Below are 26,146 nucleotides of genomic sequence, written 5' to 3'. Positions count from 1 at the left end.
GGTCGCGCTCGTGAGACCGGTCGACGCTTCGGTCGGGTCAACAGGTTGTTCGACACGTACGAACCCGGGACCGGGAGTTCCTGCCGGAATCAGGAGCTCCCGGTCACCGGGCCCAGATCAGCATCGCAATCCGGGCGACCGACGCCCAGGGGGCACGCCGCTCGCGCGCGTTTTTCCCCGCGACGGCGAGGGCGGGAGCGGGGGCGCGGCTGGCGCGCCGGTCCGCTGCGCTCGACGGCCCGCGCATCCGAGGAGGCACGCCGTGGTCGACGTCCCGATAGCCGCGCAGGCGCTCCCGGCGGGCGCGCCGACACCGACGCCGATACCGGCGTCGGCGCCGAAGGATCGCACCGGCACCGGGGTGCGCGGCGCGCTGCGGGTGGCACCCGGGGCGACGGTGACCCTCGCGCTCGCCGTCCCGGCCGGATCGATCGCCGCGCTGTTGTTGCCGGCGGCGGTGGCCGGCTCGGTGGACGCGGTGGTGCGGGGCGACTCCGCCTCGGGGCCGACCGTACGGCTGATCGCCGTCCTGGTCCTCGGCCTGCTGGCCGGTCTGCTCGCGGAGATCGCCGGTCCGGGGCTGGCCGCCGAACTCACCGCGCGCCTGCGCCGCCGGCTCGCCGTACACGTCACCGACCTGGGCACCGGTTCGCGGAATCCTTTTCCCGCCGGCGACGTCACCTCGCGCCTGGTCGGCGCCGCGCCCGACGCGGCCGGGCTCGTCCCGTCGCTGCTCGGCACGCTCGGCGCACTGGTCACCTCGCTCGGCGGCATCGTCGCGCTGGCCCTGATCGATCCGTGGCTCGCGGTCGGCTTCCTCGGCGGGCTGCTGCCGGGGCTGCTCGTGGTGCGGGTGTTCATGGCCCGCGCGACCGACCTGTTCACTCGATACCAGGCGGTACAGGGCGGGTTGGCCGGCCGGTTGACCGACGCGCTCGCGGGGGCGCGGACGATCCGCGCGTGCGGCACGCGTGAACGGGAGATCGCCCGGATCCTGGCCCCGCTGCCGGAGCTCTCGGCCGCCGGGCACGGCCTGTGGCGGGCCCAACGCAGCGCCGTCGCACAGGTGTTGCTGCTCGCGCCGATGGTCGAGCTGACGGTGCTCGCGACGGCGGGGTGGTTGCTCGCCGAGGGGCGGATTCCCCCGGGGCAGTTGGTCGCGGCGGCCGGATACGCGGCGCTGGGTCTGGGGTTCCTGGAGCAGGTGGAGGCGCTGGTCGGGGTGGCGCATGCCCGTGCGGGGCGGGTACGGGCGGCCGAGTTGCTGGCGGTCGAGCCCGCCGGGTACGGCACCGCGCGCACTCTGCCGCCGGGGGGCGGCGAACTGGTCTTCCGGGGGGTGCGGGTGCGGGCGGCCGACTCGGCCGGGGGGCGGGTGGTGCTCGACGGGATCGACCTGACGGTGCCGGCGGGGGCGTGTGTGGCGCTGGTGGGAGCGTCCGGGTCGGGCAAGTCGACGCTGGCGGCGCTGGCCGGGCGGCTGCGCGAGCCGGACGAGGGCGAGGTGCTGCTCGACGGGCTGCCGGTGACCCGGTTGGCGCGCGGCGAGTTGCGGCGGGGGGTCGCGTACGCGTTTCCGCGCCCGGTCCTGGTGGGCACCGATCTGACGGAGGCGCTGGCGTACGGCCGGCCCGGGGCGGATCCGGAGGCGGTGACCGGGGCGGCCCGGATGGCCTACGCGGACGACTTCGTCCGCCGACTGCCGGCCGGCTACGCGACCCGGATCGACGGCCTGGCGCTGTCCGGCGGCGAGGTGCAACGGCTCGGCCTGGCACGCGCGTTGGTCCAGGACGCGCGGGTCCTGGTGCTGGACGACGCGACCAGCGGCCTGGACACGGTCACCGAACACCACATCCACGAGGCCTTCCGCACGGGCCTGGCCGACCGCACCCGAATCGTCGTCGCCCACCGCGCCACGGCAGCGGCCGACGCCGACTTCGTGGCCTGGCTCGAATCCGGCCGCGTCAAGGCCCTCGGCCCACACACGGAACTGTGGAACGACCCGGCATACCGCGCGGTATTCACGAGGGAGGAGCGGACGTGACGGGGGATGGGGCCGGGGGCGAGATGGAGACCGATACCCGAGCCGGGGCCGAGCACGAGACGTGGACGGGGGCCGCGCCGGGGTCTTGGGCCGGGCCCGAGGTCGGGATCGAGTCCCGGACGGGCGACCGGATCGAAGCCGACATCACGACCGGGCCCGAGGTCGACGCCCCCGTGGCAACCGCCGGCGAGTCCCGACCTTGGGATGCGATCGGGACCTGGGACGGGACACGGACGCGGGCCTCGTCGGGGTCTTGGGTCGGGCCCGAGGTCGGGATCGAGTCTCGGACTGGCGACGGGGTCGGGGCCGACATCACGACCGGGCCGGAAGTCGACGCCCCCGTGGCAACCGCCGGCGAGCACGGATCCCCGTCTCGGGCCGTGATCAGGTCCTGGGAGGAGACCCGAACGGAGACCGCGCCGGGGCCTCGGGCCCGGCCCGAGGTCGAGGTCGGATCCGGGAGGGGCGACCTGGACGGGGCGGACAGCACGACCGGGCCCGAGACTGATGCCCCCGTGGCGACCACTGGCGGGCACGGATCCCCGTCTTGGGCCCCGATCAGGTCCTGGGAGGAGGCCCGGACAGGTGACCGGGCCGGCTCCGACGCCGCGATCGGGCACGAGATTGATGCCCCGGTGCCGACCGCCGGCGAGTCCCCGCCTCGGGACGCGATCGGGATCTGGGACGAAACACGGATGCGAGCCTCGTCGGGGTCTTGGGCCGGGCCCGAGGTCGGGATCGAGTCTCGGACCGGCGACCGGGTCAGGGCCGACATCACGACCGGGCCCGAGGCCGACGCCCCCGTGGCGACCGCCGGTGGGTCCCGGCCTCAGGGCGCGATCGGGTCTTGGAGCGAAGGCTCGGTCGGGGGGCGGAGTGGTGAGTGGGCCTGGTGTTCGGCGGTGTCCGTGCACGCGACGCGGATGGTCGAACCACGCGCGAGCGCCGCGCGCCCGACGGCTAGTGCCGCCGACGACAGGACGGAATCCGGCGAACCGGCCGGGACCGAAGGGGGAAGCCGGATGACGGACGACGACCACGACGGGCCGACGGACCGCCGCCGACGGGTGGTGATCCCGGTCTGGGACCTGGGCGGCCTTCCCACCGAGCCGGCCAAACGCGCCACCGCTTCCGACGAGGGCGACCGCGAGCCGCCCCGGGCCACGGAGACCCGATCCGCCCGCCGCCTGGTGGTGTGGTCGGGCACTACGCCGGAGGTCGCCCAGACCCCAATCCGGGTCGACCCGGACGAATCACCCGACCGTCCGGGCCGCCGACGAGCTCCCCGCCCCGGCCGCCCACACCGCGCAGCGGCGCCGCGTCGGGACGCCGACGAGGGGCCAGGGCCGGACGAGACACCGCCAACGCCGGCAAACGGAGGCGGGTGGCGGATCCTGCGCACCGGCCGACGCGCGGGCCCGGCCCGGGAATCGGCCACGGACGGCTCGACATTCGACCCGACGCCGGCGGACTCCACGCATACCGCCCCGGAAGCCCCGCTCGGCCGCCCGCAGTCCGACGCCCGACCGGCGGCAGCGGTACCGGAGCAGCGCCACGAGGACGGCTCGGCCTCCGAAGCAAAGCCCACACCGACCGACCCGGCGCAACGACCCGACACGGGACGCCGCCGACGCATCCTGGGCCCGGGCCGGCGGCGGAAGTCGGCGGCAGCGAAGGAAGCCCCAGCGTTCTCCTCGACCTTGGCTGCGCCCCCCACGCAAGACAACACGGCAGAAACACCCGACGCAGGCCGACGCCAAGAGCCGGCGGCAAGTGACGGAGGCCCGGCATCCGCCCCGGGCCCGGGCGTACACGCCACCGAGGGCGACACGGCAGGGACACCCGATCCGGCCCGCAGCCGGCACAGGCGGCCGCGCACGAGCCCGCACCGGGAGCCGGCGGCAGCGGAGGAAGGCCCGGCATCCGCCTCGGAACCGGGAGTGCACGCCTCCCGAGGCGACACGGCAGGGACGCCCGACCTGGGCCGCAGATGGCACAGGCCGCGCACCGACCCGCGCCGGGAGCCGCCGGCAGGCGAGGAAGGTCCGGCATCCGCCCCGGACCCGGGAGTGCACGCCTCCCGAGGCGACACGGCAGGAACGCCCGACCTGGGCCGCAGATGGCACAGGCCGCGCACCGACCCGCGCCGGGAGCCGCCGGCAGGCGAGGAAGGCCCGGCATCCGCCCCGGACCCGGGCGTGGACCCCGCCCGAGGCGACACGGCGGGAACGCCCGATGCGGGGCGCCGTCGGCACAGGCCGCGCACCGACCCCGACCTGCGCCGGGAGCCGGCCGCAGACGAGGAAGGTCCGGCACCCGCCCCGGACCCGGGAGCGCACGCCTCCCGAGGCGACACGGCAGGAACGTCCGGCCCGGGCCGCAGATGGCACCACAGGCCGCGCACGAGCCCGCGCCAGGAGCCAGCGGCAGCGGCAGCGGCAGCGGAGGAAGGCCCGGCATCCGCCCCGGGCCCGGGCGTGGACCCCGCCCGAGGCGACACGGCGGGAACGTCCGATGCGGGGCGCCGCCGACGTATCTCGCGCACGGGGGCGCAGGAGGGCTCGGCGGAGGCTTGGGGGGCCGCTTCGGTCTCCTCGGGTGACGAACCCGCGCGTGGTGACATGGTGCGGGAGGCCGATGGAGATCGCCGGCGGCGTGCCTGGAGTGGCGAGCGGCAACAGGTGCCGGTCGCACCGGGGTTGGGTCCGGACGGCGAGCCGGTGTCGGCACTGGCTCCGCCGGTCGGTCCCGGGGACTCGGTCGCAAGGCGGCGGCGGATCCTGGGCAGGGGTGGAGCGGACGGGCGGCGGCAGCGAGCGGAAGTGGGGCTTCCGGATCGCGCGATCGGTTCGGAAGCGGGCCCGGGGGAGGTTCGTCCGGGACGGCGTTGGCGGGTTCGGGGGGCGAGGTCGGCGGGCGAGGTACCGGGCGGGGGGCCGCAGGCTCCGGGTTCGGCCGAGGCCGGCTCCGTTGGTGGTGAGGTCGATTCCGGCTCCGGCCCGCGTCACCCCCGTCCGACCGACCGTCTCCCCCGAGACGCCTCCCCGGGAGACGAAACCGCGACCGGCTCGGCGCAATCGCCACTCCCGTCCGATGCCCCCGCGCGCAAACCCCGTCGCCATCGGCGCGTGGGCCGTGCCCCGGCCCCGGATCCGGCTCGGGCCGAGGACGCCGACCGCCCGACACCCGCCCGACGCGGCGGCGGCCGACGCCGCAAGCCGCGTAAACAATCGGTACGCGGCATCCGAAACGCGCTTGCGCGCAACGCACTTCCCGAAGGTCGACCCACCGCACCGCCCGAAGACGGGTCGGCTCCTTCCTTCCCGCCACCGGACGCCGACCCCCTCGCAACGCCCCGGTCCACGGCGGCCGGCGCACTCGATCCGTCGAACGGCGTTCGCAACGAGGGAGACGCGCAGCCGCTCGCCCTCCCCGCGCCGAACCGACCAAACCGCCTGAACCGTCCGGACGGACCGAACCGCCCGCACGAATCTGGGCGCACAACCACGCCCGACGACCCCGCGTGGGCCGAGCCCGGCGGCGACCGGTCGAGCCGGCGGACCCAGGGCCCCGATCCGGCATCACATGATCCGAGCGAAGCGATCGCCGACGCGGCAGCGCCCGACCCTGCCGTGCCGCTCGGGGCAGAGGCGGCGCCGACACCGCCCCCAGGCGCGACCACCCCCGAGCGCCGAAGGCGACACAGCGCCGGCCCCTACGGCGGCGGACTGCGCGCCGGGCGGGCGTTGTTGGCAGACGCGTTGCGGGAGCGGCGGGCGGCGTTGGGGCGGGTCCTGGGGTGGTCGGTGGCCGAGGGAGTGCCGGCGTTGTTGTCGGGGGCGCTGCTGGCCGCCGCGCTCGATCGTGGGTTCCTGGTCGGGCGGCTCGGCGTGGGGTTCGTGCTCCTGGGCGTACTCGCGCTGGCGATGCTGATCCGGGCCGCCGCCACCTACGCGATGTTCCCGCATCTGGCGGACGTGGTGGAGCCGTTCCGGGACACCCTGGTCCGACGGGTGGTGACCTCGGCCGTCCTCGACGCGACGTCGGGACGGCCGGACGCGGGCCGGGACGCCGACGCGGCGGTGGCCCGGCTCACCGAGCAGGTGGAGAGTTGCCGCAATCTGACCGCCTCGCTCCTGCGCACGCTGCGCCAGCTCGGCGTGACCATCGTCGCCGCCCTGCTCGGACTCGCCCTCCTCGCCCCCGTGTTGCTCCCGCTCGTGCTGATCCCGCTCGCCCTCGCGACCTGGTTGTTCGTCCGCCTGCTGCCCCCGCTGGCCAGGCGCCGGCGCAACCTCGTGCTCGCCGACGAGCGCATCGCGATCCGCACCGCCCACACCGTGGCCGGGCTCCGGGACGTGGTGGCCTGCGGCGCCCAGGAGCGGGTAGCCGCCGAGATCGGCGCCGCCGCCGACGCCCAGGCCCGCGCGACCAGGCTGCTCGCGCGTGCCTCGTCCCTACGCCTGCTCGTGGTCGCCCTGGGCGGCCAACTCCCGCTGCTGGCTGTGCTGATCGCGGCCCCGTGGCTGGTCCGCGAAGGCATGCTCAGCACCGGCGAGGTGGCGGGCGCCGCGCTCTATCTGGCCCAGCACCTGGAGCCCGCCGTACGCGCCGCGACCGCGACCGTGGGTGGCTGGTTGCTGGAACTCCTCGTGGTCGCCGGGCGGTTGGCCCAAGCGGCGGCCCCGGACCCGGCGACTCCCGCCGCGACGGCCCCGAACACGGCAGGCCCCACCCCACTCCCGTCACCCGCCGCCGCCCACGGCCCCCTCGTCCTCGACCGCGTCACCTTCGCCTACGGCCCCTTCGCCGAACCGGTGGTCCGCGACCTGTCGATGACCCTCGACGCCGGTTCGCACCTGGCCGTCGTCGGCCCCAGCGGGATCGGCAAATCCACCCTCGCGGCCCTGCTCGCCGGCCTGCTGACGCCCGATCAGGGCACCGTGTCGCTGGCCGGCCGCCCACTCGCCGCGCACCCGGATGCCGCGCTGCGGAACACGATCGCGGTGGTCCCGCAGGAGGCGTACGTCTTCACCGGCTCCGTCCACGAGAACCTGAGCTACCTCGACCCCGACGTCTCCCGGGCCGACCTGGACCGCGCGGTGCGCCTGGTCGGTGCCGCCGAACTGGTCGCCCGGCTCGGCGGCTACGAGGCCCACCTCGCCAACCCGGGCACGTTGTCCGCGGGCGAGCGCCAACTGATCGCGCTGGCCCGGACGTACCTCTCTCCCGCCCGCTTCGTCATCCTCGACGAGGCCACCTGCCACCTGGATCCGCCCGCCGAAGCGCTGGCCGAGGCCGCGTTCGCGACGCGCGCGGGCGCCCTGGTGGTGATCGCGCACCGGATCGACTCGGCCCGCCGCGCGGACCGCATCCTGCTCATGGACGGCAACCGGCCGATCCCGGGCGCCCACCACGAACTGCTCACCCGCGCACCGCTGTACCGCGACCTGGTCGGCGCGTGGGAGCACCGCCCCACCGACGCCGGCGGCTGGTTCGAGAAGCCGACGAAGCCGACGAAGCCGACCAGGATCGCGGAGGGCCCACCGCCCCGGACCTGACCCGGGGTCAGCCCGCGTACCCGTCGAGGATCTCCTTGAAGCCGTACGGCACATGCGGCCCGAAGAACAACTGCTCCACCACACCGACCCCGACCCGGCCCGCGCCGGTCAGTTCGGTCACCCGGATCACCTGCTGCTGGTGCTGACGGTCGAACCGGAGCGGGTCCACCTTGTCCAACTCCCAGCTCTCGTAGCCGACCTTCAGCTCGCCCTGCCAGACCCCGTGCCCCCACTCCGGGTGCAGATAGCCGAGCCCGGCGAGCAGTCCGCGGGCGCCGATCGGCTCGATCCGGTACGCGAACGGCTCCCCGTTCTCGTCCGTCATGTGGAACTCGCCGCCCTCGATCCGCCGCGTGCCCGGCACCCACGTGAGTGCGTGCCGATGCGGCGTCAGCTTGGCGAACGCGGGCTCGTCCTCGGGCAGCGGTACGGCGGCCGGGTCCGGGGCCGCGCCCAGCGGCGTGGCCGCCACCCGCTTGCCGTCCACGTGGTACATCCGCCCGTCCGCGCGCTCGAACGAGGCCCACAGGCTGACCTCGTCGGCCCAGTGGATCGGCGTCCACAACCACAACATCGGGTTGAACGGCTTGGGCGCGCCCTCCTCGCGCTCGCCGACCGGGCGTACGCCCCACGAGCGGTCGCGGGTGCCGAGCGTGGTCGCCGGGTCGATCTCGAGCACTCGGCCATCGGGCAGCGTGATGGTGCCCGACCAGACGCCGAGCTGGGTCAGCCGGGTCGAGTCCATGATCACGTGGTGGCCGTTGCGGGTGGTGGTGCGCTCCTCCTCGATCGCCGCGGCGCGCGCGGTGAACGTCAGGTCGCAGCCGAGGCCGTGCTCATTCGGCTCGACGTACAGGCGCAGCACCTTCAGCGGTGTGCGTACCTCGATGCCGAACGGGCCGACGGTGAGGTCGAATCGGTCCAGCGGCGCCCGGCGGGACGCGTGCAGGCTGTGCTGGACGCCGTCGATCCCGATCGTGAAGTGCGCGTCGGCGACGAACCGGTTCGGGTACAGGCCGTGCGAGGCGGCGAAGTAGAACCCGCCGTCGCGGTCGTAGCCGTTGAACCAGTAGCGGTCGTAGGCGTTGCGGTCCGAGGTGGCGGGTGTGGCCACCGGCTCGGGGGTCTGGTGGATCGGGAAGTCGTCGGCGGAGGTCAGCACGGGGAACCCCTTCTCGGTGCGGCCCGAGAGGCGACCCTCGCGGCACGACACGTGTCAACGGTGCGGGCGAAAGGCGGGGCCGGAGGTGATCGCGCCACCTCCGGCCCCGCGCTTCGGAGTCAGCGCGGGTCGCGCTTGAGGAACAGCAGGTCGTCCGCGGTGTAGCCGGCGCCGAGCTTGCGGTCGGCGTAGTGCGCGGAGAGCACCTGGTCCAGCTCCTCCGGCGTGAAGGTGGCCTGCTTGGAGTCGAACTTGGCCTGGAGGGTGGGGCGTTCGATCACCGCGACGAAGCCGCCGTGCACCACGAACGCCTGCCCCGTGATCTGTTCGGCGGCCGGGCTGGCCAGGTACGCGACCAGCGGCGCGACGTGCTCGGGCGCCAGCGGGTCCAGCTCGCCCTCGGCCAGCGCGCCCGCGCTCTCCCCGAACACGTGCGTGGTCATGCTCGTACGCGCCCGCGGGCAGATCACGTTGGCCCGTACGCCGTACTTGACCAGCGCGTTGGCGGTGGACATGGTCAGGCCGACGATCGCCGACTTGGCGGCGGCGTAGTTCGGCTGCCCGGCCGAACCGGCCAGCCACGCCTCGGACGCGGTGTTGATCACCCGCGCGTACACCGCGCCGCCGGTCGCCTTGGACTTCTCCCGCCAGTACTTCGAGGCGTGGTGGGTGGTGTTGAAGTGGCCCTTGGCGTGCACCGCCAGGACCGAGTCCCACTCCTGCTCCGTCATCGAGAAGATCATCCGGTCGCGCAGGATGCCCGCGTTGTTGACCACGATGTCGATCGAGCCGAAGGTGTCGATCGCGAGCTGTATCAGCTTGCCGGCCGCGTCGAAGTCGGAGACGTCGCCGCGGTGCGCGGCCGCCTTGCCGCCGGCCGCGACGATCTCGGCGACGACGTCGTCGGCGGGGTTGGGGCTGCCTTCGGGGGCGAAGTCGTTGATCACGACGGCCGCGCCCTGCTTCGCGAGTTCGAGGGCTTCGGCGCGGCCGAGGCCGCGACCGGCGCCGGTGACTACGGCGACCTTGCCATCCAGCGACGTGGTCATGCGGATTCTCCCGTGGGGTCGGTGGCTTTGCTGCGGTCGCGTGTGGGTTGGCTCGGGCATTGGTCTGCCCACCCGCCCACCCGGGGTGTCGGGTGGGCGGGCTGCGGATTACGGCGCCGCTTGTTGTGAGCTTGTGGGTGCTGCCGGGTGGTGCCGGGTGCTGCGGGGTGGTGCCGGGCGCTCTAGGTGCGCTTCGTCAGAGGGTGACGATGGTGCGGATCGACTCGCCGCTCTTCATCAGGTCGAACGCGTCGTTGATGTCGGCGAGGGTGAGGCGGTGGGTGATCATCGCCTCCAGGTCGAGCCGACCGGCGCGCCACAGCTTGGTGATCCGCTCGTACTCGGAGACGATGTCGCCGCCGCCGTAGATGCTGCCGATGATGCGCTTCTGGTCGAAGAACAGCTCGAACATGTTGAACGAGACGTTGTCGTCCATCGCGCCCGCGCCGACGATGATCACGTCGCCGCCGCGCCGGGTGAGCTCGTACGCGCTGCGGGCGGTGAACGACTTGCCGACCACCTCGAAGACGTAGTCGAAGCCCTGGCCGGCGGTCAGGTCGCGCTTGGCGTCGGCGGCCTGGTCCGGGGTGATCGCGTGCGTGGCGCCGAACTTCTTCGCCCACACGTGCTTGGACTCGGCCGGGTCGATCGCCACGATGTCGGCGGCACCGGCCGCGCGCAGGCCCTGGATCACCGCGATGCCGACGCCGCCGGCGCCGATCACCGCACAGGACGCGCCCGGCTGGATCCGCGCGCTGTTGAACACCGCGCCGACGCCGGTGGTGACGCCGCAGCCGATCAGCGCCGCGATCTCGTACGGCACGTCGTCGGCGACCTTGACGGCGCACGGCGCGGCGACGACGACCTCCTCGGCGAAGGTGCCGGTGCCGGTGAAGCCGTACGACGGGGTGCCGCCGAAGGTGAAGTTCTGGTTGCCGGCGTTCATGAACCCGGCCAGGCACAGGTTGGACTGGCCGCCGCGGCAGTAGTTGCAGGCGCCACACGGCGGCGCCCAGCAGATGATGACGCGGTCGCCGACCGCGACGCTGCTCACGCCGTCGCCGACCTCGACCACCTCGCCGGCGCCCTCGTGGCCGGGTACGAACGGCGCGGGCTGGGGCAGGACCCCGGTCATCGCGGACAGGTCCGAGTGGCACACACCGGTCGCGTGCAGCTTGACCCGCACGCGCCCCGGGCCCATGCCCACCGCCTCGACGTCGTCACGAACGTCGAGCTTGTCCTGGCCGGTCTCGTGCAGAACCGCTGCGCGCATGGGGGCTCCTCGTTTTTCCTGCACCAATACTTGGCTCGGTCAAGAACTATAACGTGTTCCTGTTTTGACTCAAGACCAATGACACGGTCAAGGTATCCGCCCCTGCTGCGGGACGAAAGGCATGCAGCTCCCCCAACGAGACCTCACCCCTGTACGTCACATCACACGGCAGTCGGGCGGCGGAACAAGAGGGGGCCCGGATGGCAGGCGCGCCGGAGGACGGCGACGCCGACGGTACGGCGTCGGCCCGGCTGTCGGCCGCGCGCGGGACGGTACTCAAGGGCGACGCGTACCCGCTGTGCGGCGACGCGTCGCTCGCGGAGGACCTCGTCCAGGAGGCGCCGGCGCGGGCACTGGGCACCCGACGGGCCCGGTCGGTGGAGCATCCGGAGTCCTACGTCCGCACGGCGATCCCGAACCCGGTGATGGACGGCACACGCCTGAGCGCCCGCCGGCTGCGGGTCCGGCCGCTGTTCGTGATGCCGACGGAGCCCACCGGGGAGGGGAGGTCGCCGCGCCGGCCGGCCCGTTGGCCCTGCGCGCGGACGACCTCGCGCGAGCGGGTCGACGCCGGGCGCGGCGGCGGCGACCCCGACGGTCTGCGCGGTGGTAGGGACGACGGTGGCATACAGGCGCCGCTGATCACGTTCGACCTGGACTTCGAGTCGGAGGCCGTGCAACGGATGTGCCACATCGGGCCGGAGGTCCCGGTCATGCGCGACGGCATCGTGGTGGCGGGCCGATTGCCCGAAGCATGTGCCGCCGCCCCCCGGCGCCGGCGGCTGGGCGGTCAGCATTCCCGTCACGCGGCTCGATCCCCGGCAGAGCCCCGATTGGTTGTGCGGCGCTCTGACGTGGTCCGAGATTCGCGCAAAACCCGGCGCGATTTTTCCGACTCGCCGCGGTGATGACCGCCTACGGAGAGGCGGACCAACCGCTTCCCCCAGGACAGCCCTCTGCTCCTCGTCGAGACCGGAGTCGAGGAGCGCCGGCCTCCGGCCGGGTCAGCACCGGCGATCCGGTCCCGACCCGGCGCCCGGCGCGGTCTTCCGCGCCGGGCCCGTGGCGCGCCGTCAGGCGCTGTACTCCACCACCGTGTCGGAGAGCACGATCGCCTCGTCGCGCTCGACGGCGCAGGTGTTGATCAGCAGCTTCCCGTCCTCTGCCCAGACCCGCACCCGCATCGTCTCGCCGGGGAAGAAGATGCCCGCGAACTTGGTGCGGTAGCGCTTGACCCGCGAGACGTCGCCGCCCAGGACGTTGTCCACGACGGCCTTCAGGGTCAGCCCGTACGAGCACAGGCCGTGCAGGATCGGGGTGTCGAAGCCGGCCGCCTTGGCGAAGTCCGGGTCGGCGTGCAGCGGGTTCCAGTCGCCGGACAGGCGGTACAGGAGCGCCTGGTCGGCGCGGGTGGCCACATCGATCGTGTGGTCGGCCGGACGCTCCGGTACGTCGATCTTCGTCGCCGGCCCGCGCTCGCCGCCGAAGCCGCCCTCGCCCCGGACGAAGATCTCGGCGCGGGAGTCGTACAGCTTGGTGCCGTCCTCGAGCTCGGCCGACGATTCGAGCACGATCACCGCGGCCTTGCCCTTGTCGAACACGTCGGCCACCCGGCTGGTCGCCTTGACGCCCTTGGCCTTGGCCGGCAGCGGGTTGTGCACCACGATCTCCTGGCCGCCGTGCAGCACCGCGCGCAGGTTGATGTCGATGCCGGGCAGCGAGGAGAGGCTGCCGCCGACCTTGGTGCCGGCCACGGTCGCGAACGTGGGCAGCACGTGCAGGTTCTTCTCGTACGTGTAGCGCAACTCGTCCGCGCCGGTGGCGGGCGTGCCCGCGCCCAGGCCCAGGTGGTAGAGGATCACGTCCTTGTTCGACCAGGCGATCTCACCCGTGCGGGGCTCTGCTCCGGTGGCCTTCGCGGCGTCGATCGGCATGGTGTCTCCTCTGGTGTGGCTGTGATGATGACCGGTGACTCGGGACTGCGATGGCGCCGACCACCCGGACCGCGCCACCCGCCCAAAACTAGAACTCGTTCTTTTTACATGCAATGATCGGCCATTCGCCCGGCTGCGGCCGGGATCACGTCACCCCGGGAGCCGTCATGACCGCCGCCGCCCCCGAAGCCTCGGACGCCGCCGAGCCGCCGCCCGTGCCGGCCGACGTACTGCGCGAGTTGCGCCTGACCTGGACGCCGCGCCCGGACGCCGACAGCGCGGGCCGCGCGGCCCGACACCGCCTGGCCGAGGCGACCCGCCGCCTGATCGAGGCGGTGAAGACGGTCGACCCGCACGACGCGGAGGCCATGCTCGAAAGCGTAGCTGACGATGTATCAGATTTGGCGGATCGCATCGCCGCATTGACCCGTGTGGGCGAGCGCACACCGACCTCGCGCGACCTGGCCCTGCACGAGCGCAGCCCGTTCATCGGCGCCGCGAACCCGATCGCCCCGCCGATGTCGATCATCGGCGACGGTCCGCTGGTGCGCGCGCACGCGACGTTCGGCGCCGCGTTCGAGGGCCCGTACGGGCGGGTGCACGGCGGCATCGTGGCGGCGGCGTTCGACGAGGTGATGGGCTGCGCCCAGTCCGGCGCGGGGGCGCTCGGGATGACCGTGTCGCTGACCGTGCGGATGCGGCGGGCGACGCCGCTGTACACGCGGATCGACTACGAGGCCGGCGTCACCCGGGTCGAGGGCCGCAAGGCGTGGGTCACGGCGCGCTCGTACGCCGGGGGCGAACTGGTGGCGGACGCGGAGGCGTTGTTCATCCGAGCGGCGCGGGCCTGAGGCGGGGCGGGGCCGGGCCGTCGGGGTGGGTCCGGCGCGCGGGGGCGGGGCGGGCCTGCGTCGGGCCGGTCGATCACGCGAGACGGCGTCGGGGGCGTACACCTCGTACGCCCCCGACGCCGTGCTCATCCGATCCTGATCCTGCCGTCGGCCCGGCCGCCCGCGCCCGGCGCCGTGGGCGGGGCTACTTGAGCGCGATCCGGTCGAACAGGATCAGGCCGTCCTCGAACAGCGACAGGCCGTCGATCTTGGCGCTCTTCCCCTGGACCGCCGCGGCGAAGGACTTCTCGTAGGCGAAGAACGGGACGTCCTTGACGATCTCGGCCTGCACCGTCTGGTACGCGGCCTTGCGCACCGCCGGGTCGTCACTGTTGCGGGCGTCGTCGAGCGCCTTGTCCACCGCGGGGTTGTTCCACTTGGTGCGGTTCTCCGGACCCTTCGAGTGGGTGAAGTTGTAGAGCACCGGCTCCGGTTCGTCGAAGGTGATCACGAACTCCGAGGCCTGGAAGTCGTTGTTGATCATCACCTTCTGGATGTAGGCCGCTCCCTCGAGGAATTCGGTCTTCATCGTGATGTTCTTCATATTGCCGATCTGGGTGAGCCAGTACTCGGCGGTCAGCCGCGCGCTGGCGCTGCTGTTGGTGGTGTACGTGAAGTTCAACGACTTGCCCTCGGCGGCCAGTTCGTCGAGCAGCTTCTGCGCTTCGACCCGGTTGTTGGTCGCGTACACGGCCTCCGGGTTCGCGAACGGCGACGCGGGCTGGAACAGGCCCTTGAGGGTCTGGCCCGGCGAGCCCTGGATCGTCTGGTTGCGGTCGTCCGGGTTCATGATCAACGCGAACGCGCGGCGGGCGCGCGGGTCGTTGAACGGCGGCTTGGACGTGTCGAACATGGTCATGAAGCCACCGCTCTTGGGGTCGAGCGTGACCGTCATGCCGTCCTTGCGGGCCTGTTCGGTGGACGGGAAGTGCGCGGTGGTCATCAGCTGGGCCTGGCCCGAGGACAGCGCGGCCAGGCGCTGCTTCTGGTCCATCACCGGCTTGAAGATCAATTCCTTGAGCGCGGGCTTGCCCTGACCCCAGTACGAGTTGTTGCGCTCCAGCGTGAGCTGCGAGTCGCGCATCCACGTCTTGAGCTTGAACGGGCCTGCACCGACCGGCTTTTGCGCGAACAGCTTCGGGTCGGAGCGGATCGCCGTGGGCGATCCGATGAACGCGAGGTTGTGCGCCACGACGAGGTCGAAGTGGGCGTTCGGCGCGGGCAGCGTGACCTTGACGGTCAACCCGTCGACCGCCTCGAACCTCATCCCCTTGACGGCGGTGAACTGTACCGACCGGTTCGCGGGATCGGCGTGCCGCTCCCAGTTGAACTTGACCGCCTCGGCGTCCAGGGCGGTGCCGTCGGAGAACTTCACGTTCGGCTTGAGCTTGATCGTCCACACCGAGTTGCCCTCGGCGGCGGTCGCGCTCTCCGCGATCTGCGGTTCCGCCTTGCCGGTCTTGGGGTTGATCCAGAAAAGCATGTCGAACACGGCCGCGGCCTGGTTGCCGCCGGTGAGGGAGGACACCGTGGTCATGACCGGGTCGATGCCCTTGGCCTCCTGGGTGATGAGCACCGTCATCGAGCCGGAGGCTCCGCTGCCGGCGTCGTCGTCGCCGCCACAGGCGGTGGCGCCGAGCGTCAGGCCGACGAGTCCCGCGACCACGCCGGATCGGCGCAGCAGGCGGGTTGAGAAGGGTGTGGAGTTCACGGTTCGCACGGGACGCTCCTGCGTTCGGGAAGCACAAGGCACGCCGTCCCGGGAGCGGGGTGGCGTCGTTTTCCTTGATCCAGACGTGGATGTACGGCCACGGTAAGGAGAAATCTGACGGGCCGTCAAATAACAATTCGGCACCGTCCGTGACGGTACCGCACCCCCAATCCCCAATTTCCACCACCCGATGTGACGCTCCGTCAGGAGTCATGGAGGGTGGGCCCGGAGCACCATCCACCCCAGCCACGGACCGTACACGTCCCGCGATCGAACGCCTTTCAGACCGTCGGCCCGGCCCTCGACGAAGGCCCCACGCGGATCTCGGACACGGCCCAATCCCCAAGGTGGGCACTTCACTTCCTGGCGCTCAAACACTGGAGCCCACACAACCGTCGTCACCGGCAACCCAGGACAGGCACCCGCATCGCCCCGGGAACGGCCCTCGAAACCACCTCGCCGCACAGCGGCGGCGCGGACCGGTCGCGGGCGCGGGCGCGGTGGCTCGCCGCACGGGCAAGGCGGCCCGGGCTCGGGGCGCAGTGGCATGCCGCACAGGCGAAACACCAGTCGGGACGGCCCGGGCGCAGGGCGGGTGGTCCGAGCACGGGCGGGACGATCAGGACACCGAGCGGGGCGGCCCGAACACCGGTCGTGGCGGCCCGGGCACCGGACGCGAGGCGGCAACGCAATCCACATCGGCACCCCTTGCGAACCGCGCCGCGCCGATGCCGTGAAGCAGGTCGCAGGTCGGCGACCGAACCGCGAGCTCAAGGGGCGGCCGAGATCCGCACCGCGGGCGGCGGTCGAGGCAGGCGCGGCACCAAAACGCCAACACAACAATAGGGAGGCGCAACGCCTGAGCGGCAACGCCCACAGGCACAACGCCCGAGTCGCAAAGCCGGAGACCCGACGCGAGCGAGACATCGAAAAGGGACGTCGGGCTGCCGGTCGTCCGACCGGCCGCGTCCCCGGTGCCCTGGTCTGTCGCGATGGCGCCGACGAATACCGATTCGGCCATAGGACCGAACCCGAACGGAACCGACCCGGCGCCACTACGTGGTGCGTATACACATATCGAAGCGTCGTGCGGCGTGGCCCACGCCGGCGGTGGCCCCGCTCGTGGCCGGAGGCGGCTCGGGCGACTCCCGACGGCTCGTCCGCCGCCCGGAGTAGCGCAGTGTCGTCCATCGGCTCATCGGGCGGTGGGGCGCCGGGCCCGACCTCGTCGACCACGGCGCAGTCCCACCCGCCGACGCTGCTGGAGGCGGCATCCTCGTCACCGACGCGCCGCCGTTGCCGCAGACCTGCTCGGCGGCGCCCACCGCGCAGGCACCGGGTGCGCCCTACGCCACGGTCACCACCTGGGTGACGACAATGCGCGACACCGACGCGGGTGCGGTGCGGGTGCGGGTGCGCGTGCGCCCCAACGTCCGGTCCGCAATGCCTACCGAGGGCGTTCAACTTCCTTTTGACCCGCTGCCGGGAAAAGCCCAAGGAGAGGTCAAGGCGTCCGTCATGAGAATCGCGCCGGCCTCCACCCAGGACGCCGAAGGCAAGCGCTACTGAACGCTCACGGTGCTCGGCGCCACGCGCGCCCGCGAGCGGAAACCGGTGCGCGCGGGTCAGCGGATGGCCGTCGCGGCACGCGCTCCTGTGCGCTCCACCAGGCCGGCCCACGCCGCCGGGTGCACGGCCAGCACCGGAGAGTCGACGACCTTGCTGTCCCTCACTCCGACAAGGGCTCCCAAAACCGCGACTTCGACGCAGTTCTCTCCCCCGCTGTAGCTGCTGGTCGTCCATCCCCCGCGAGCTTCCATGCCGTCTCCAGTTCCGCGAGCCTCTGCGCAACAAGTTGCATCGAGTCGTTCGCACCCAGCGCTGCTGCCTGAAGTCGATCGTAAGCGAACGAATACGCGGCGATACAGGCTGGTCGCGAAGTCCACGAAGCTCCCGTCAGGGCCTCCGTGTACACGACTCGTCTGGCTCCGAAGTCGAACAGCGTGAATGGCCCCGCCATACCGGGGTGTCCACCGGCACTGAGAGGCACCACCTGCAGTTGCACGTGAGGCAGGGTGGAGACCGTGATGAGCAGGTGGGCAAGTTGGGCACGCAGCACCGCGTTGTCGCCAAGGGGCCGATGCAAGACGGGTTCGTCGATCAAGAACAACAGCACGCGCGATCCGTCGGAGAGCGCTTGGAGGTTGGCAAGTCGCCCAGTGCGCTTTCGCGCCCGCCGGATCACCTCGTCCTCGGGAAGCGCGGGCAGGTAGGCGCGGATCGCTGCGACCGCGTATTCATAGACCTGGAGAGGCCCAGGGATCAAGCTGGATTCGTAGGCGCGAGTGACGACGGCCCGCTGTTCCGCTTGAATGAGTCGATCAATGCGAGCATCGGAACCTTCACTCGGGTCGGTGCGCCACCACCCGGACTGCTCGCCTTCGTGCAAGCCCTCGATAATGTCGGTGATCTGAGCGCTGGCGATCTCATCCTCGAAGCGTCTCGAGCCGACCGGCGGCGCGAAACCCAGCATGGTGAGTGGCAGCCCGAACAACGCCTCCAGGACTGTCTGGTAGTCACTCGACGGCCAAGGAGGCTCCGCACTCTCCCAGCGTCGAACCTGACGCACACTGACGCCGATCCGGAGCCCGCATTCCGCCGCCATGCATTCGAACGCGTCGGCCAATCGCTGCTGCGAATGCCATCCGCGTTGGTGCCGCGCGGCGACGAACGCCGGGTTGCCCGGCTCGATCGAACGTTTCACGACACCCCCAGGATGGTCACCGATACACACGCTAACGACCTCGGTAGACGCATTCGGCCGATTCGTGATTGTTCACCGGTGGCGAATGGTGGCGTCGGTTGGCGATGGCAACTCGTCGGCGCCCCGAAAGTTGGCCCATCACCTCACCCCCGTCAAGGCCGGAGGCCCTTCAGGGTCAGGTCGACCAGGCTGTCGGCGTATTCGGGGGTAAGGGGGCCGCTGCGGAGCAGCCAGCGTTGGTACAGAGGGGCGTAGAGGAGTTCCAGGGCCAGGTCGAGATCCAGGTCGGGGGCCAGCTGACCGGCGCGTTGGGCGCTGCGTAGGCGCTCCTTCTTGGCCTCGTCCACGGGGGCGGCCATTTTTTCGTGGTAGAGCCTGGCCAGCTTGGGGTCGTTGATGATCTCGGCGTTGAGGGCGCGGATCGGGCCCTCGAAGGCGGGGTCGGCGAATTCCGCGACGGTCTCGCGCATCAGGTATTTGAGGTCCGTCTCGAGATCCCCCGAGTCGGGCAGCACGATGCCCTCGCCCGGGTCGCTCAGGGCGAGGAATGCCTCGAAGACGACCTCGCCCTTCGAGCCCCACCAGCGGTAGATGGTCTGCTTGCCGACGCCCGCCCGTGCGGCGATCGCCTCGATGGAGAGCTTGGCGAAGCCCAGTTCGGAGACGAGTTCGCGGGCGGCGGTCAGGATCGCCCGACGGGACTGTTCGCTGCGTCGGGACGGATTCGGCCTGCCAGCGGATCCGCCCTCGGCACGCGCACTCTCCGCGCTGCGGTCACTGCTGTCGTCGATGGTCATGCGCCCACTGTACCGCATAAACGAGACGATACGTCTCGTCTTGACACGGCCTCGTCGATCGCGCATGCTTCGGGGAGTCCGAGCGAGACGATACGTCTCGTCTTGACATTCCAACGCCGAAGATGCATGCTTCAGCGAAAGGAAGCGAGACGCAACGTCTCGTCTCACGAATCAAGGAGTTGTCACCCATGTTCCGCACTCGGCCCTCCGTCGCACCCTTCGCCCACCAGGTCACCGACGCGTTCTCGGTCCTCGACATGCGGACCACGAGTGGTCCGGCTCCGCGACTCACCGCCGAGGTCGCGGCGAGTCCCACCGAGGCCCTCCGGCCGATCGTCCCGCCTCGGCCGCAGCTTCGGCGCGCTCGGCGCGTCGGCGTCCCCCAACCCCCTCGTACCGGTCGTCGCACGGCGACCTCGTCCGGCTACCGACCCAGGTGAACCCGATGACGACAACCACGACATCCACACAGTCCACCCAGGCCGACCTCACCGACCCCAGCCACCTGGAAGAGAGCACGCGCATGACCACCACCGCACCCACTACCGCCACAGCCACAGCCACCCAAGCAACCACCGCCGCCATCCGCCGCGACCCCCGCGTCTGGTTCATCACCGGTGCCTCTCGTGGCCTGGGCCGTGCCTTCGCCGAGGCCGCGCTGGTCGCCGGTGACCGGGTCGTCGGGGCCGCGCGGGATGTCACCCCACTGGCCGACTTGGTCGCCGCGCACGAGGATCGTTTGCGGCTCCTGACCCTCGACGTCACCGACCGCGACGCGGTGTTCCGTGGCGTAGCGCGTGCCGTGGCGGCCTTCGGGCGAATCGACATCGTCGTCAACAACGCGGGGGCGAGCCTGATCGGCATGGTCGAGGAGGTGACGGAGGCCCAGGTCCGCGCCCAGTTCGACGTCAACTTCTTCGGCGCCCTGTGGGTGAGCCAGGCCGTACTCCCCTATCTCCGCGAACAGGGTTCGGGCCACATCGTGCAGATCAGCTCGATGGGCTCGGCCGTGGGCTTCGCCGCCACCGGTCTCTACAGCGCGAGCAAGGGCGCCCTCGACAACATGTCCGGTGCGCTGGCCATGGAGGCGGCGGGCTTCGGGGTGAAGGTGACCCTGGTCCAGCCCGGTGGCTACGAGACCACGCTGTTCACCCAGGGCCTGACCATGACGACCGAGAACGAGGTGTACGCGCCACTGCGCGCCGAACTGGCGGAAATGTGGGGGGAGTCGAAGGACGCCGACCCGGCGAAGGCGGCCGCCCTGTTGCTGCGCATCGTCGACATGGCCGAGCCGCCGCATCGGATCATCCTGGGCGGCGCGGCCTACGACATGATCGCCGAGCTCGACCGGGCCCGCCGGGAGGAGGTGGCCCGGTGGGAGGAGCTGAGTCGCGAGGGCGACTGATGCCTCGGATCGGCCGCCTGCGCGGCGGCTGCTGGTCCACCTCTTCGGAATTGGCTCCTGACGGCAGGCCACTCGGCCAGTACGGTCGGCACCATGGGTGCAGAACGTCGCGGTTTGCTGTTGGGCATGGCGGCCTACGTCATGTGGGGCCTGTTCCCCCTCTTCTGGCCACATCTGAAGCCTGCGGGCCCGGTAGAGATCCTGGCCCACCGGATGGCCTGGTCGCTGCTGTGCATGCTGGTCCTGCTCGCGGTGCTCCGGCAGTGGTCGTGGATCCGCGAATTGGCCCGCACCCCGGGCAAGTTGATCACCGTGACGGTGGCCGCCGTGATGATCTCGATCAACTGGGGCACCTACATCTACGGCGTCAACCACGACCAAGTCGTGGAGACCTCGCTGGGCTACTTCATCACGCCGCTGGTACTGATCGGCATCGGTGTCGTGGTCCTCGGCGAGCGCCTGCGCAGGATTCAGTGGGCCGCGGTGGCGCTGGGGGTCGCCGCGGTGGTGGTCCTGATCGTGGCCTACGGCCGGGTCCCGTGGATCGCGCTCACGTTGGCCGCGTCGTTCGCCACCTACGGCTACGTCAAGAAGCGGATGAACCTCCCCGCAACCCACTCGCTCGCGGTCGAGACGGCGGTGATGTTCCTGCCCGCGCTCGGCTACTTGACCTGGTTGGCATGGACCGGCGAGGGCACGTACGGGCACGAGGGAGCACCGCAGGCGCTGATGCTGATGGGCGCGGGCGTGATCACCGTGATCCCGCTGCTGTGCTTCGCGGTGGCGGCCAACTCGGTGCCGCTCAGTTCGATCGGCATGCTGCAATACCTGGCTCCGATCATCCAGTTCGGGATCGGCGTGGCGGTCAACCACGAGCCCATGCCGGCCGCCCGGTGGGCGGGGTTCGGTCTGGTGTGGATCGCCCTCGTGGTGCTCACCTTCGACGCGATCCGCCAGTCCAGGCGCGAGCGGGTCGCCGTTGTGCCCACCGAGCGGGCGGCCGAGGCCCCGTCCGCCGTCGAGCCCCGGGATCTGCCGGTCTCGGCCGCGCCGGAGCGGGAGGCGGCCTCGTGAGCGTCGAACAATTGCGGCTGGCCGTCTACCGGGGCTTCGCCGACACCGGGCGGGCGCCCTCCGACGCGGAGTTGGCGGCGACGCTGGGCGTGTCGGAGCCGACCGTGCGTGCGGGGTTGCGGGCCCTGCACGAGCAGCGGCACATCGTGCTGCGCGACGACGCGATCGTGATGGCGCATCCGTTCAGCGCGGTGCCGTTGGGCTTCTCGGTGATGGGCCGGCACACGCTGTGGTGGGGCGGCTGCGCGTGGGATTCCTTCGCCGTGCCGCACCTGGTCGGCGAGGAGGTGCTGGTCGCGACCCGATGTCCGGGGTGCGAGGGGGCACTCGCCTGGAACGTGGGCATCGACGAGCCGCCGAAGGGCGACGAGGTGGCGCACTTCCTGGTCCCGATCACGATGTTGTGGGACGACGTGGTGCACGCGTGCGGCAACCAGCGACTGTTCTGCGACGAGGGCTGCGTGGACCACTGGCTCGCCCGCACCGGCCAGACCCGGGGCTACGTCCTCGACCTCACCAAGCTGTGGCGTCTGGCCGAACACTGGTACGAGGGCCGCATGCACCGAGGCTACGAACGCCGAGACCCGGCATCGGCAGCCACATACTTCACCTCGGTGGGCCTCCAGGGCCGGTTCTGGGGCCTGTGACACCTACGCACACCGGACCACCCTCGCGGCCGGGACCGAAAACCGGAGAGCCGGCGGGCAGTCGGGGAACCGGGGAGCGCCCGGCGGTCAGTTGTCGGCCGCAGCGAGCGTGACGCCGAAGCCGGCGATGACCGTACCGGTCGACGCATCGAGCGCACGCCGAAAGCGCGGCCGGCGCAGCCTCGCGCGCAGGCTGTTCGCGCCGAGGATGATCGCCGCGAACCACACCATGCCCTCGATGTCGTGGACGAGGGCAAGCAGTATCCCGAAGGCCAGATGCGGGGCACCGGAGGGAATGAACTGCGGGATCACCGCCATGTAGAAAACGCCGACCTTCGGATTGGTCAACGAAGTGAGCACACCGCGCCCCCACGCCGACCACAACCCGGGGGCGGCCTTGCCACCGGCGGCCGAGGCGACCTCGACGTCGACGTCCACCTCGGTATAGCGATTCACCCACGCAGCCCGCAGCAATCCATAACCAAGCCAAAGCAGGTAGCAGGCACCGACAACGCGCAAACCCGTATACGCAATCTGAGATGTGGTCAGCACCGCAGAAACACCGGCTGCCGCAGCCGCACCCCAAACCAACGTCCCGGACCCTATGCCGAGCGCGGTCGCGAACCCGTGCCGATTACCCCGAACCAGCGCCGCCCGCAACACAATCGCGGTATCCGGCCCCGGCACAACCGTCAACAGCCCCGCAACCAGGGCAAACGAAGCAAGGTGTGAGAGGGCATCCATGAAGGCATGCTGCCGGCACCGGAAGCTGACGCATAGTCACGACAGGGCGTGAGCCGAGTCGTCCGCTCACCAAGCGGACCGCCAGGTCCGCAAGGCGCCCCGGGGCGGCGCCACGCGGCTCGACAAGGGTCACAAACCGCCTATCTCGGCACCCGCAGCCGAGAAGCCGAGGACTCGCTGAACAATCTCGGCCGCCGGTCGGCGAGCCTCCACGCCTCGGCGATCCAGGCCGATCCCCCACCCCGACACCGGAACTGGCCAGGAACACAGCCCGGCACCAACACAACGGAATCAACAAGAACGCAGCAACCACGAGCAGCAGCCGGCGAGCGCGCACACACCGGACACCGAGCCCGACCGGTACGGGCACCGTCACATGCCGTCGTGATACCCGGGCCGGTCGGCGCAGCGGTCGGGTCGGGCTTCCCGGCGGGGCTTCCCGAGTGGGCCAGGCTGGTCCTGACGCGCGTCGCGCTTTCGGTCGCGGGGCGCCGGTACGGGGCTGGTCCGAGTCGGTGATGGGCCGCCGCCGGCGCACGGGGCTGCGAGACTTGGGACTTCCGGCGAGGCGCGTGCCTTGGTCGGCGAAACCGGCCGGAAACGGCGGAGCGGGAGGGCGCTCGTGTCGGGTTCCCCGGGGCCTTCCCGAGTGGGCCGGGGCGTTCCCGGCCGGCGTCGCTCCTCGGGTTGCGGGTGACCGGTCCGGGGCTCGTCTGAGCCGGACGTGGGCCGCCGCCGGCGTGCGAGGCTCCGGGCTCCCGACGAGACGAGCATGTTGCTCACCGAAACTCGGCCGGCAGCGGCGGGTAGGGAGGGCGCTCGGGTCGAGTCCACCGAGGAACCTCCCCCAGTGGGCCGGGCGTTCCCGTCGGGCGTTGTGCTTTTGTGGTTGCGGGTGGCTGGTGCGGGGCCGGTCTGAGCCGGTGGTGGGCCGCCGCCGGCGTGCGGGGCTCCGATACTCCGGCTTCTGGCGAGGCGGGTGTGTTGCTCACCGAAACCCGGCCGGCAGCGGCGGGCAGGGAGGGCGCTCGGGTCGAGTCCGACGAGGAACCCTCCCGAGTGGGCCGGGCGTTCCGAGCGGGCGTCGCGCCTCGGGTCGCGAGTGGCCGGTCCGGGGCCGGTCCGAGTCGGAGATGGGCCGCCGCCAGCGCGCGGGGCTCCAAGACTCCGGACTCCCAACGACACGAGCATGTTGCTCACCGAAAACCGGCCGGCAGCGGCGGGCAGGGAGGGCGCTCGGGTCGAGTCCGCCGAGGAACCCTCCCGAGTGGGCCGGGCGTTCCCGGCGCCCGTTGCGCTGTTGGTTCCGGGTGGCCGGTCCGGGGCCGGTCCGAGTCGGAGATGGGCCGCCGCCAGCGCGCGGGGCTCCAAGACTCCGGCTCCCGGCGAGACGAGCATGTTGCTCACCGAAAACCGGCCGGCAGCGGCGGCAGGGTGGGCGCTCGGGTCGAGTCCGCCGGGGAGCCTTCCCGAGTGGGCCGGTCGTTCCCGGGGCCCGTTGCGTTGTTGGTTCCGGGTGGCCGGTCCGGGGCCGGTCCGAGTCGGAGATGGGCCGCCGCCGGCGTGCGGGGCTCCAAGACTCGAGACTCTCGACGAGGGGGTGTGTTGCTCACCGGAAACCGGCTGGCAGCGAGGGAGCGGGAGGGCGGTCGAGTCGGGCTCCGCGAGGAACCTTTCTGGGTGGGTTGGGCGTTCCCGGCGGTCGTCGCGCTGTTGGTTGCGGGTGGCTGACGCGGGAAGGGTCCGGGTCGGTGATGGGCCGCCGCCGGCGTGCGGGGCTCCGGGACTCCGGGCTCCCGGCGAGTCGAGCGTGTAGCTCGGCAAAGACCAGCCGGCAGCGGCGGAGAGGGAGGGCGCTCGGGGCGAGTCCGACGAGGAGCCTTCCCGGGTGGGTCGGGCGTTCCCGTCGGGCGTTGTGCTTGTGGTTGCGGGTGGCTGGTGCGGGGCTTGTCCGAGTCGGTGGTGGGCCGCCGCCGGCGTGCGGGGCTTCGAGACTCAGGGGCCCTGACCAGCCGGGTGCATTGCTTGGCAAAAACCGGCTGGCAGTGGCGGGGAGGGCGGGCGGTCGGGTCGAGTCTGGCGGGGCTGCCTTCCTGAGTGGGTTGGGTCGCTTCGGGGTGCGGTGGGTGTGTGGGTGACGAAGGTTCACGAACTCGGATCGCGTGAGGTGCTGTTGCCTCGGTGTGAGAGAAAACCGCAGGTCGGTGCAGGCAGGGGCTGCTTGGGGTGCATCGGGATCCGGTTTTGGCCTCTGTCGGGCACTTTTGGTCTTCTGGGCGGTCTCTGTGGGGTCACAGTGTCCGAAGCCGGTTCCGATGGGGCGGATTCGGTGTCCACGCTGGCGTTGAAGGGGCTGGAGCACACGAAACCGGCACTCGGCGCCCGACTTTCCGCGCCGAACCCGCAAAACCGCAGGTCACCGAAGCTCGAAGCGCACAACCACCCTGCCGAGATCCGGTTTTGAAACCCCAACCCTCCACAGCGCCCCCGAAATGCCCTGACCCGCTCGGGAGGTCTCCTCGTCGGACTCGACCCGAGCGCCCTCCCTCTCCGCCGCTGCCGGCTGGTCTTTGCCGAGCTACACGCTCGACTCGCCGGGAGCCCGGAGTCCCGGAGCCCCGCACGCCGGCGGCGGCCCATCACCGACCCGGACCCTTCCCGCGTCAGCCACCCGCAACCAACAGCGCGACGACCGCCGGGAACGCCCAACCCACCCAGAAAGGTTCCTCGCGGAGCCCGACTCGACCGCCCTCCCGCTCCCTCGCTGCCAGCCGGTTTCCGGTGAGCAACACACCCCCTCGTCGAGAGTCTCGAGTCTTGGAGCCCCGCACGCCGGCGGCGGCCCATCTCCGACTCGGACCGGCCCCGGACCGGCCACCCGGAACCAACAACGCAACGGGCCCCGGGAACGACCGGCCCACTCGGGAAGGCTCCCCGGCGGACTCGACCCGAGCGCCCACCCTGCCGCCGCTGCCGGCCGGTTTTCGGTGAGCAACATGCTCGTCTCGCCGGGAGCCGGAGTCTTGGAGCCCCGCGCGCTGGCGGCGGCCCATCTCCGACTCGGACCGGCCCCGGACCGGCCACCCGGAAC

At 71.8% G+C, this 26,146-nt stretch carries 17 protein-coding genes; 8 read left to right on the top strand and 9 right to left on the bottom strand.

Annotated elements, in window-relative coordinates; translation table 11 throughout:
• The first annotated feature begins 262 nt into the window (after nucleotides 1-262).
• Entirely contained in the window at nucleotides 263-2,044 is a 1,782-nt protein-coding gene (locus ACMXN5_RS23595; RefSeq protein ID WP_439676873.1) for an ABC transporter ATP-binding protein, read from the top strand.
• Between the two features lie 3,632 nt (nucleotides 2,045-5,676).
• Nucleotides 5,677-7,605: an ATP-binding cassette domain-containing protein gene (locus ACMXN5_RS23590; RefSeq protein ID WP_439676872.1), complete on the top strand. Its 1,929-nt coding sequence runs from the start codon at nucleotides 5,677-5,679 to the stop codon at nucleotides 7,603-7,605.
• A 7-nt stretch (nucleotides 7,606-7,612) separates the two neighbouring features.
• Here ACMXN5_RS23590 and ACMXN5_RS23585 read toward each other — a convergent pair whose 3' ends face one another.
• The 3 genes from ACMXN5_RS23585 to ACMXN5_RS23575 all read right to left on the bottom strand — a co-directional run bounded on the left by ACMXN5_RS23585 (nucleotide 7,613) and on the right by ACMXN5_RS23575 (nucleotide 11,089).
• Nucleotides 7,613-8,767: a hypothetical protein gene (locus ACMXN5_RS23585; RefSeq protein ID WP_439676871.1), complete on the bottom strand. Its 1,155-nt coding sequence runs from the start codon at nucleotides 8,765-8,767 to the stop codon at nucleotides 7,613-7,615.
• 119 nt (nucleotides 8,768-8,886) lie between these two features.
• Nucleotides 8,887-9,816 (bottom strand): 3-oxoacyl-ACP reductase, encoded by a 930-nt coding sequence (locus ACMXN5_RS23580; protein ID WP_439676870.1) that lies wholly within the window; start codon nucleotides 9,814-9,816, stop codon nucleotides 8,887-8,889.
• 196 nt (nucleotides 9,817-10,012) lie between these two features.
• A complete protein-coding gene (locus ACMXN5_RS23575) occupies nucleotides 10,013-11,089 on the bottom strand; it encodes a Zn-dependent alcohol dehydrogenase (protein ID WP_379995859.1) in 1,077 nt (358 codons plus the stop codon).
• A gap of 200 nt (nucleotides 11,090-11,289) precedes the next feature.
• Between ACMXN5_RS23575 and ACMXN5_RS23570 the strand changes: the two genes are divergently transcribed.
• A complete protein-coding gene (locus tag ACMXN5_RS23570) occupies nucleotides 11,290-11,997 on the top strand; it encodes a hypothetical protein (RefSeq protein ID WP_439676869.1) in 708 nt (235 codons plus the stop codon).
• 165 nt (nucleotides 11,998-12,162) lie between these two features.
• Here ACMXN5_RS23570 and ACMXN5_RS23565 read toward each other — a convergent pair whose 3' ends face one another.
• Nucleotides 12,163-13,023 carry a MaoC/PaaZ C-terminal domain-containing protein gene (locus ACMXN5_RS23565; protein WP_439676868.1) on the bottom strand — a complete coding sequence of 287 codons (861 nt, stop codon included), beginning with the start codon at nucleotides 13,021-13,023 and terminating at the stop codon, nucleotides 12,163-12,165.
• A gap of 167 nt (nucleotides 13,024-13,190) precedes the next feature.
• Between ACMXN5_RS23565 and ACMXN5_RS23560 the strand changes: the two genes are divergently transcribed.
• A complete protein-coding gene (locus tag ACMXN5_RS23560; protein WP_439676867.1) occupies nucleotides 13,191-13,874 on the top strand; it encodes a PaaI family thioesterase in 684 nt (227 codons plus the stop codon).
• Between the two features lie 184 nt (nucleotides 13,875-14,058).
• Here ACMXN5_RS23560 and ACMXN5_RS23555 read toward each other — a convergent pair whose 3' ends face one another.
• Nucleotides 14,059-15,624 carry an ABC transporter substrate-binding protein gene (locus tag ACMXN5_RS23555; protein ID WP_439676866.1) on the bottom strand — a complete coding sequence of 522 codons (1,566 nt, stop codon included), beginning with the start codon at nucleotides 15,622-15,624 and terminating at the stop codon, nucleotides 14,059-14,061.
• 1,377 nt (nucleotides 15,625-17,001) lie between these two features.
• Here ACMXN5_RS23555 and ACMXN5_RS23550 point away from each other — a divergent pair.
• Nucleotides 17,002-17,193, top strand: a complete 192-nt coding sequence (locus ACMXN5_RS23550; RefSeq protein ID WP_439676865.1) for a hypothetical protein — start codon at nucleotides 17,002-17,004, stop codon at nucleotides 17,191-17,193.
• Between the two features lie 56 nt (nucleotides 17,194-17,249).
• Here the strand turns inward: ACMXN5_RS23550 and ACMXN5_RS23545 are convergent, their stop codons facing one another.
• The 3 genes from ACMXN5_RS23545 to ACMXN5_RS23535 form a co-directional block, all read right to left on the bottom strand.
• A complete protein-coding gene (locus tag ACMXN5_RS23545; RefSeq protein ID WP_439676864.1) occupies nucleotides 17,250-17,444 on the bottom strand; it encodes a DUF397 domain-containing protein in 195 nt (64 codons plus the stop codon).
• The gene (locus tag ACMXN5_RS23540; protein ID WP_439676863.1) at nucleotides 17,354-18,388 is read right to left on the bottom strand and encodes a helix-turn-helix domain-containing protein; all 1,035 of its coding nucleotides are present in this window, start codon (nucleotides 18,386-18,388) and stop codon (nucleotides 17,354-17,356) included. The genes ACMXN5_RS23545 and ACMXN5_RS23540 overlap by 91 nt, the downstream gene beginning before the upstream one ends.
• A 152-nt stretch (nucleotides 18,389-18,540) precedes the next feature.
• Nucleotides 18,541-19,185 (bottom strand): TetR/AcrR family transcriptional regulator, encoded by a 645-nt coding sequence (locus ACMXN5_RS23535; RefSeq protein WP_439676862.1) that lies wholly within the window; start codon nucleotides 19,183-19,185, stop codon nucleotides 18,541-18,543.
• A gap of 445 nt (nucleotides 19,186-19,630) precedes the next feature.
• Here ACMXN5_RS23535 and ACMXN5_RS23530 point away from each other — a divergent pair, with 445 nt between their 5' ends.
• The 3 genes from ACMXN5_RS23530 (at nucleotide 19,631) to merB (ending at nucleotide 22,311) form a co-directional block, all read left to right on the top strand.
• The gene (locus tag ACMXN5_RS23530) at nucleotides 19,631-20,590 is read left to right on the top strand and encodes an SDR family NAD(P)-dependent oxidoreductase (RefSeq protein WP_439676861.1); all 960 of its coding nucleotides are present in this window, start codon (nucleotides 19,631-19,633) and stop codon (nucleotides 20,588-20,590) included.
• A gap of 93 nt (nucleotides 20,591-20,683) precedes the next feature.
• Nucleotides 20,684-21,664, top strand: a complete 981-nt coding sequence (rarD, locus tag ACMXN5_RS23525) for an EamA family transporter RarD (RefSeq protein WP_439676860.1) — start codon at nucleotides 20,684-20,686, stop codon at nucleotides 21,662-21,664.
• Nucleotides 21,661-22,311, top strand: a complete 651-nt coding sequence (gene merB, locus ACMXN5_RS23520) for an organomercurial lyase (protein ID WP_379995833.1) — start codon at nucleotides 21,661-21,663, stop codon at nucleotides 22,309-22,311. The genes rarD and merB overlap by 4 nt, the downstream gene beginning before the upstream one ends.
• 87 nt (nucleotides 22,312-22,398) lie before the next feature.
• Here the strand turns inward: merB and ACMXN5_RS23515 are convergent, their stop codons facing one another.
• Entirely contained in the window at nucleotides 22,399-23,055 is a 657-nt protein-coding gene (locus ACMXN5_RS23515; protein ID WP_439676859.1) for a LysE family translocator, read from the bottom strand.
• Between the last annotated feature and the right edge of the window lie 3,091 nt (nucleotides 23,056-26,146).

Origin of the sequence: Embleya australiensis (assembly GCF_051903075.1) — a bacterium.
In the GTDB taxonomy this organism is placed as follows: domain Bacteria; phylum Actinomycetota; class Actinomycetes; order Streptomycetales; family Streptomycetaceae; genus Embleya.
This window is presented reverse-complemented; position numbering and strand designations above follow the sequence as displayed.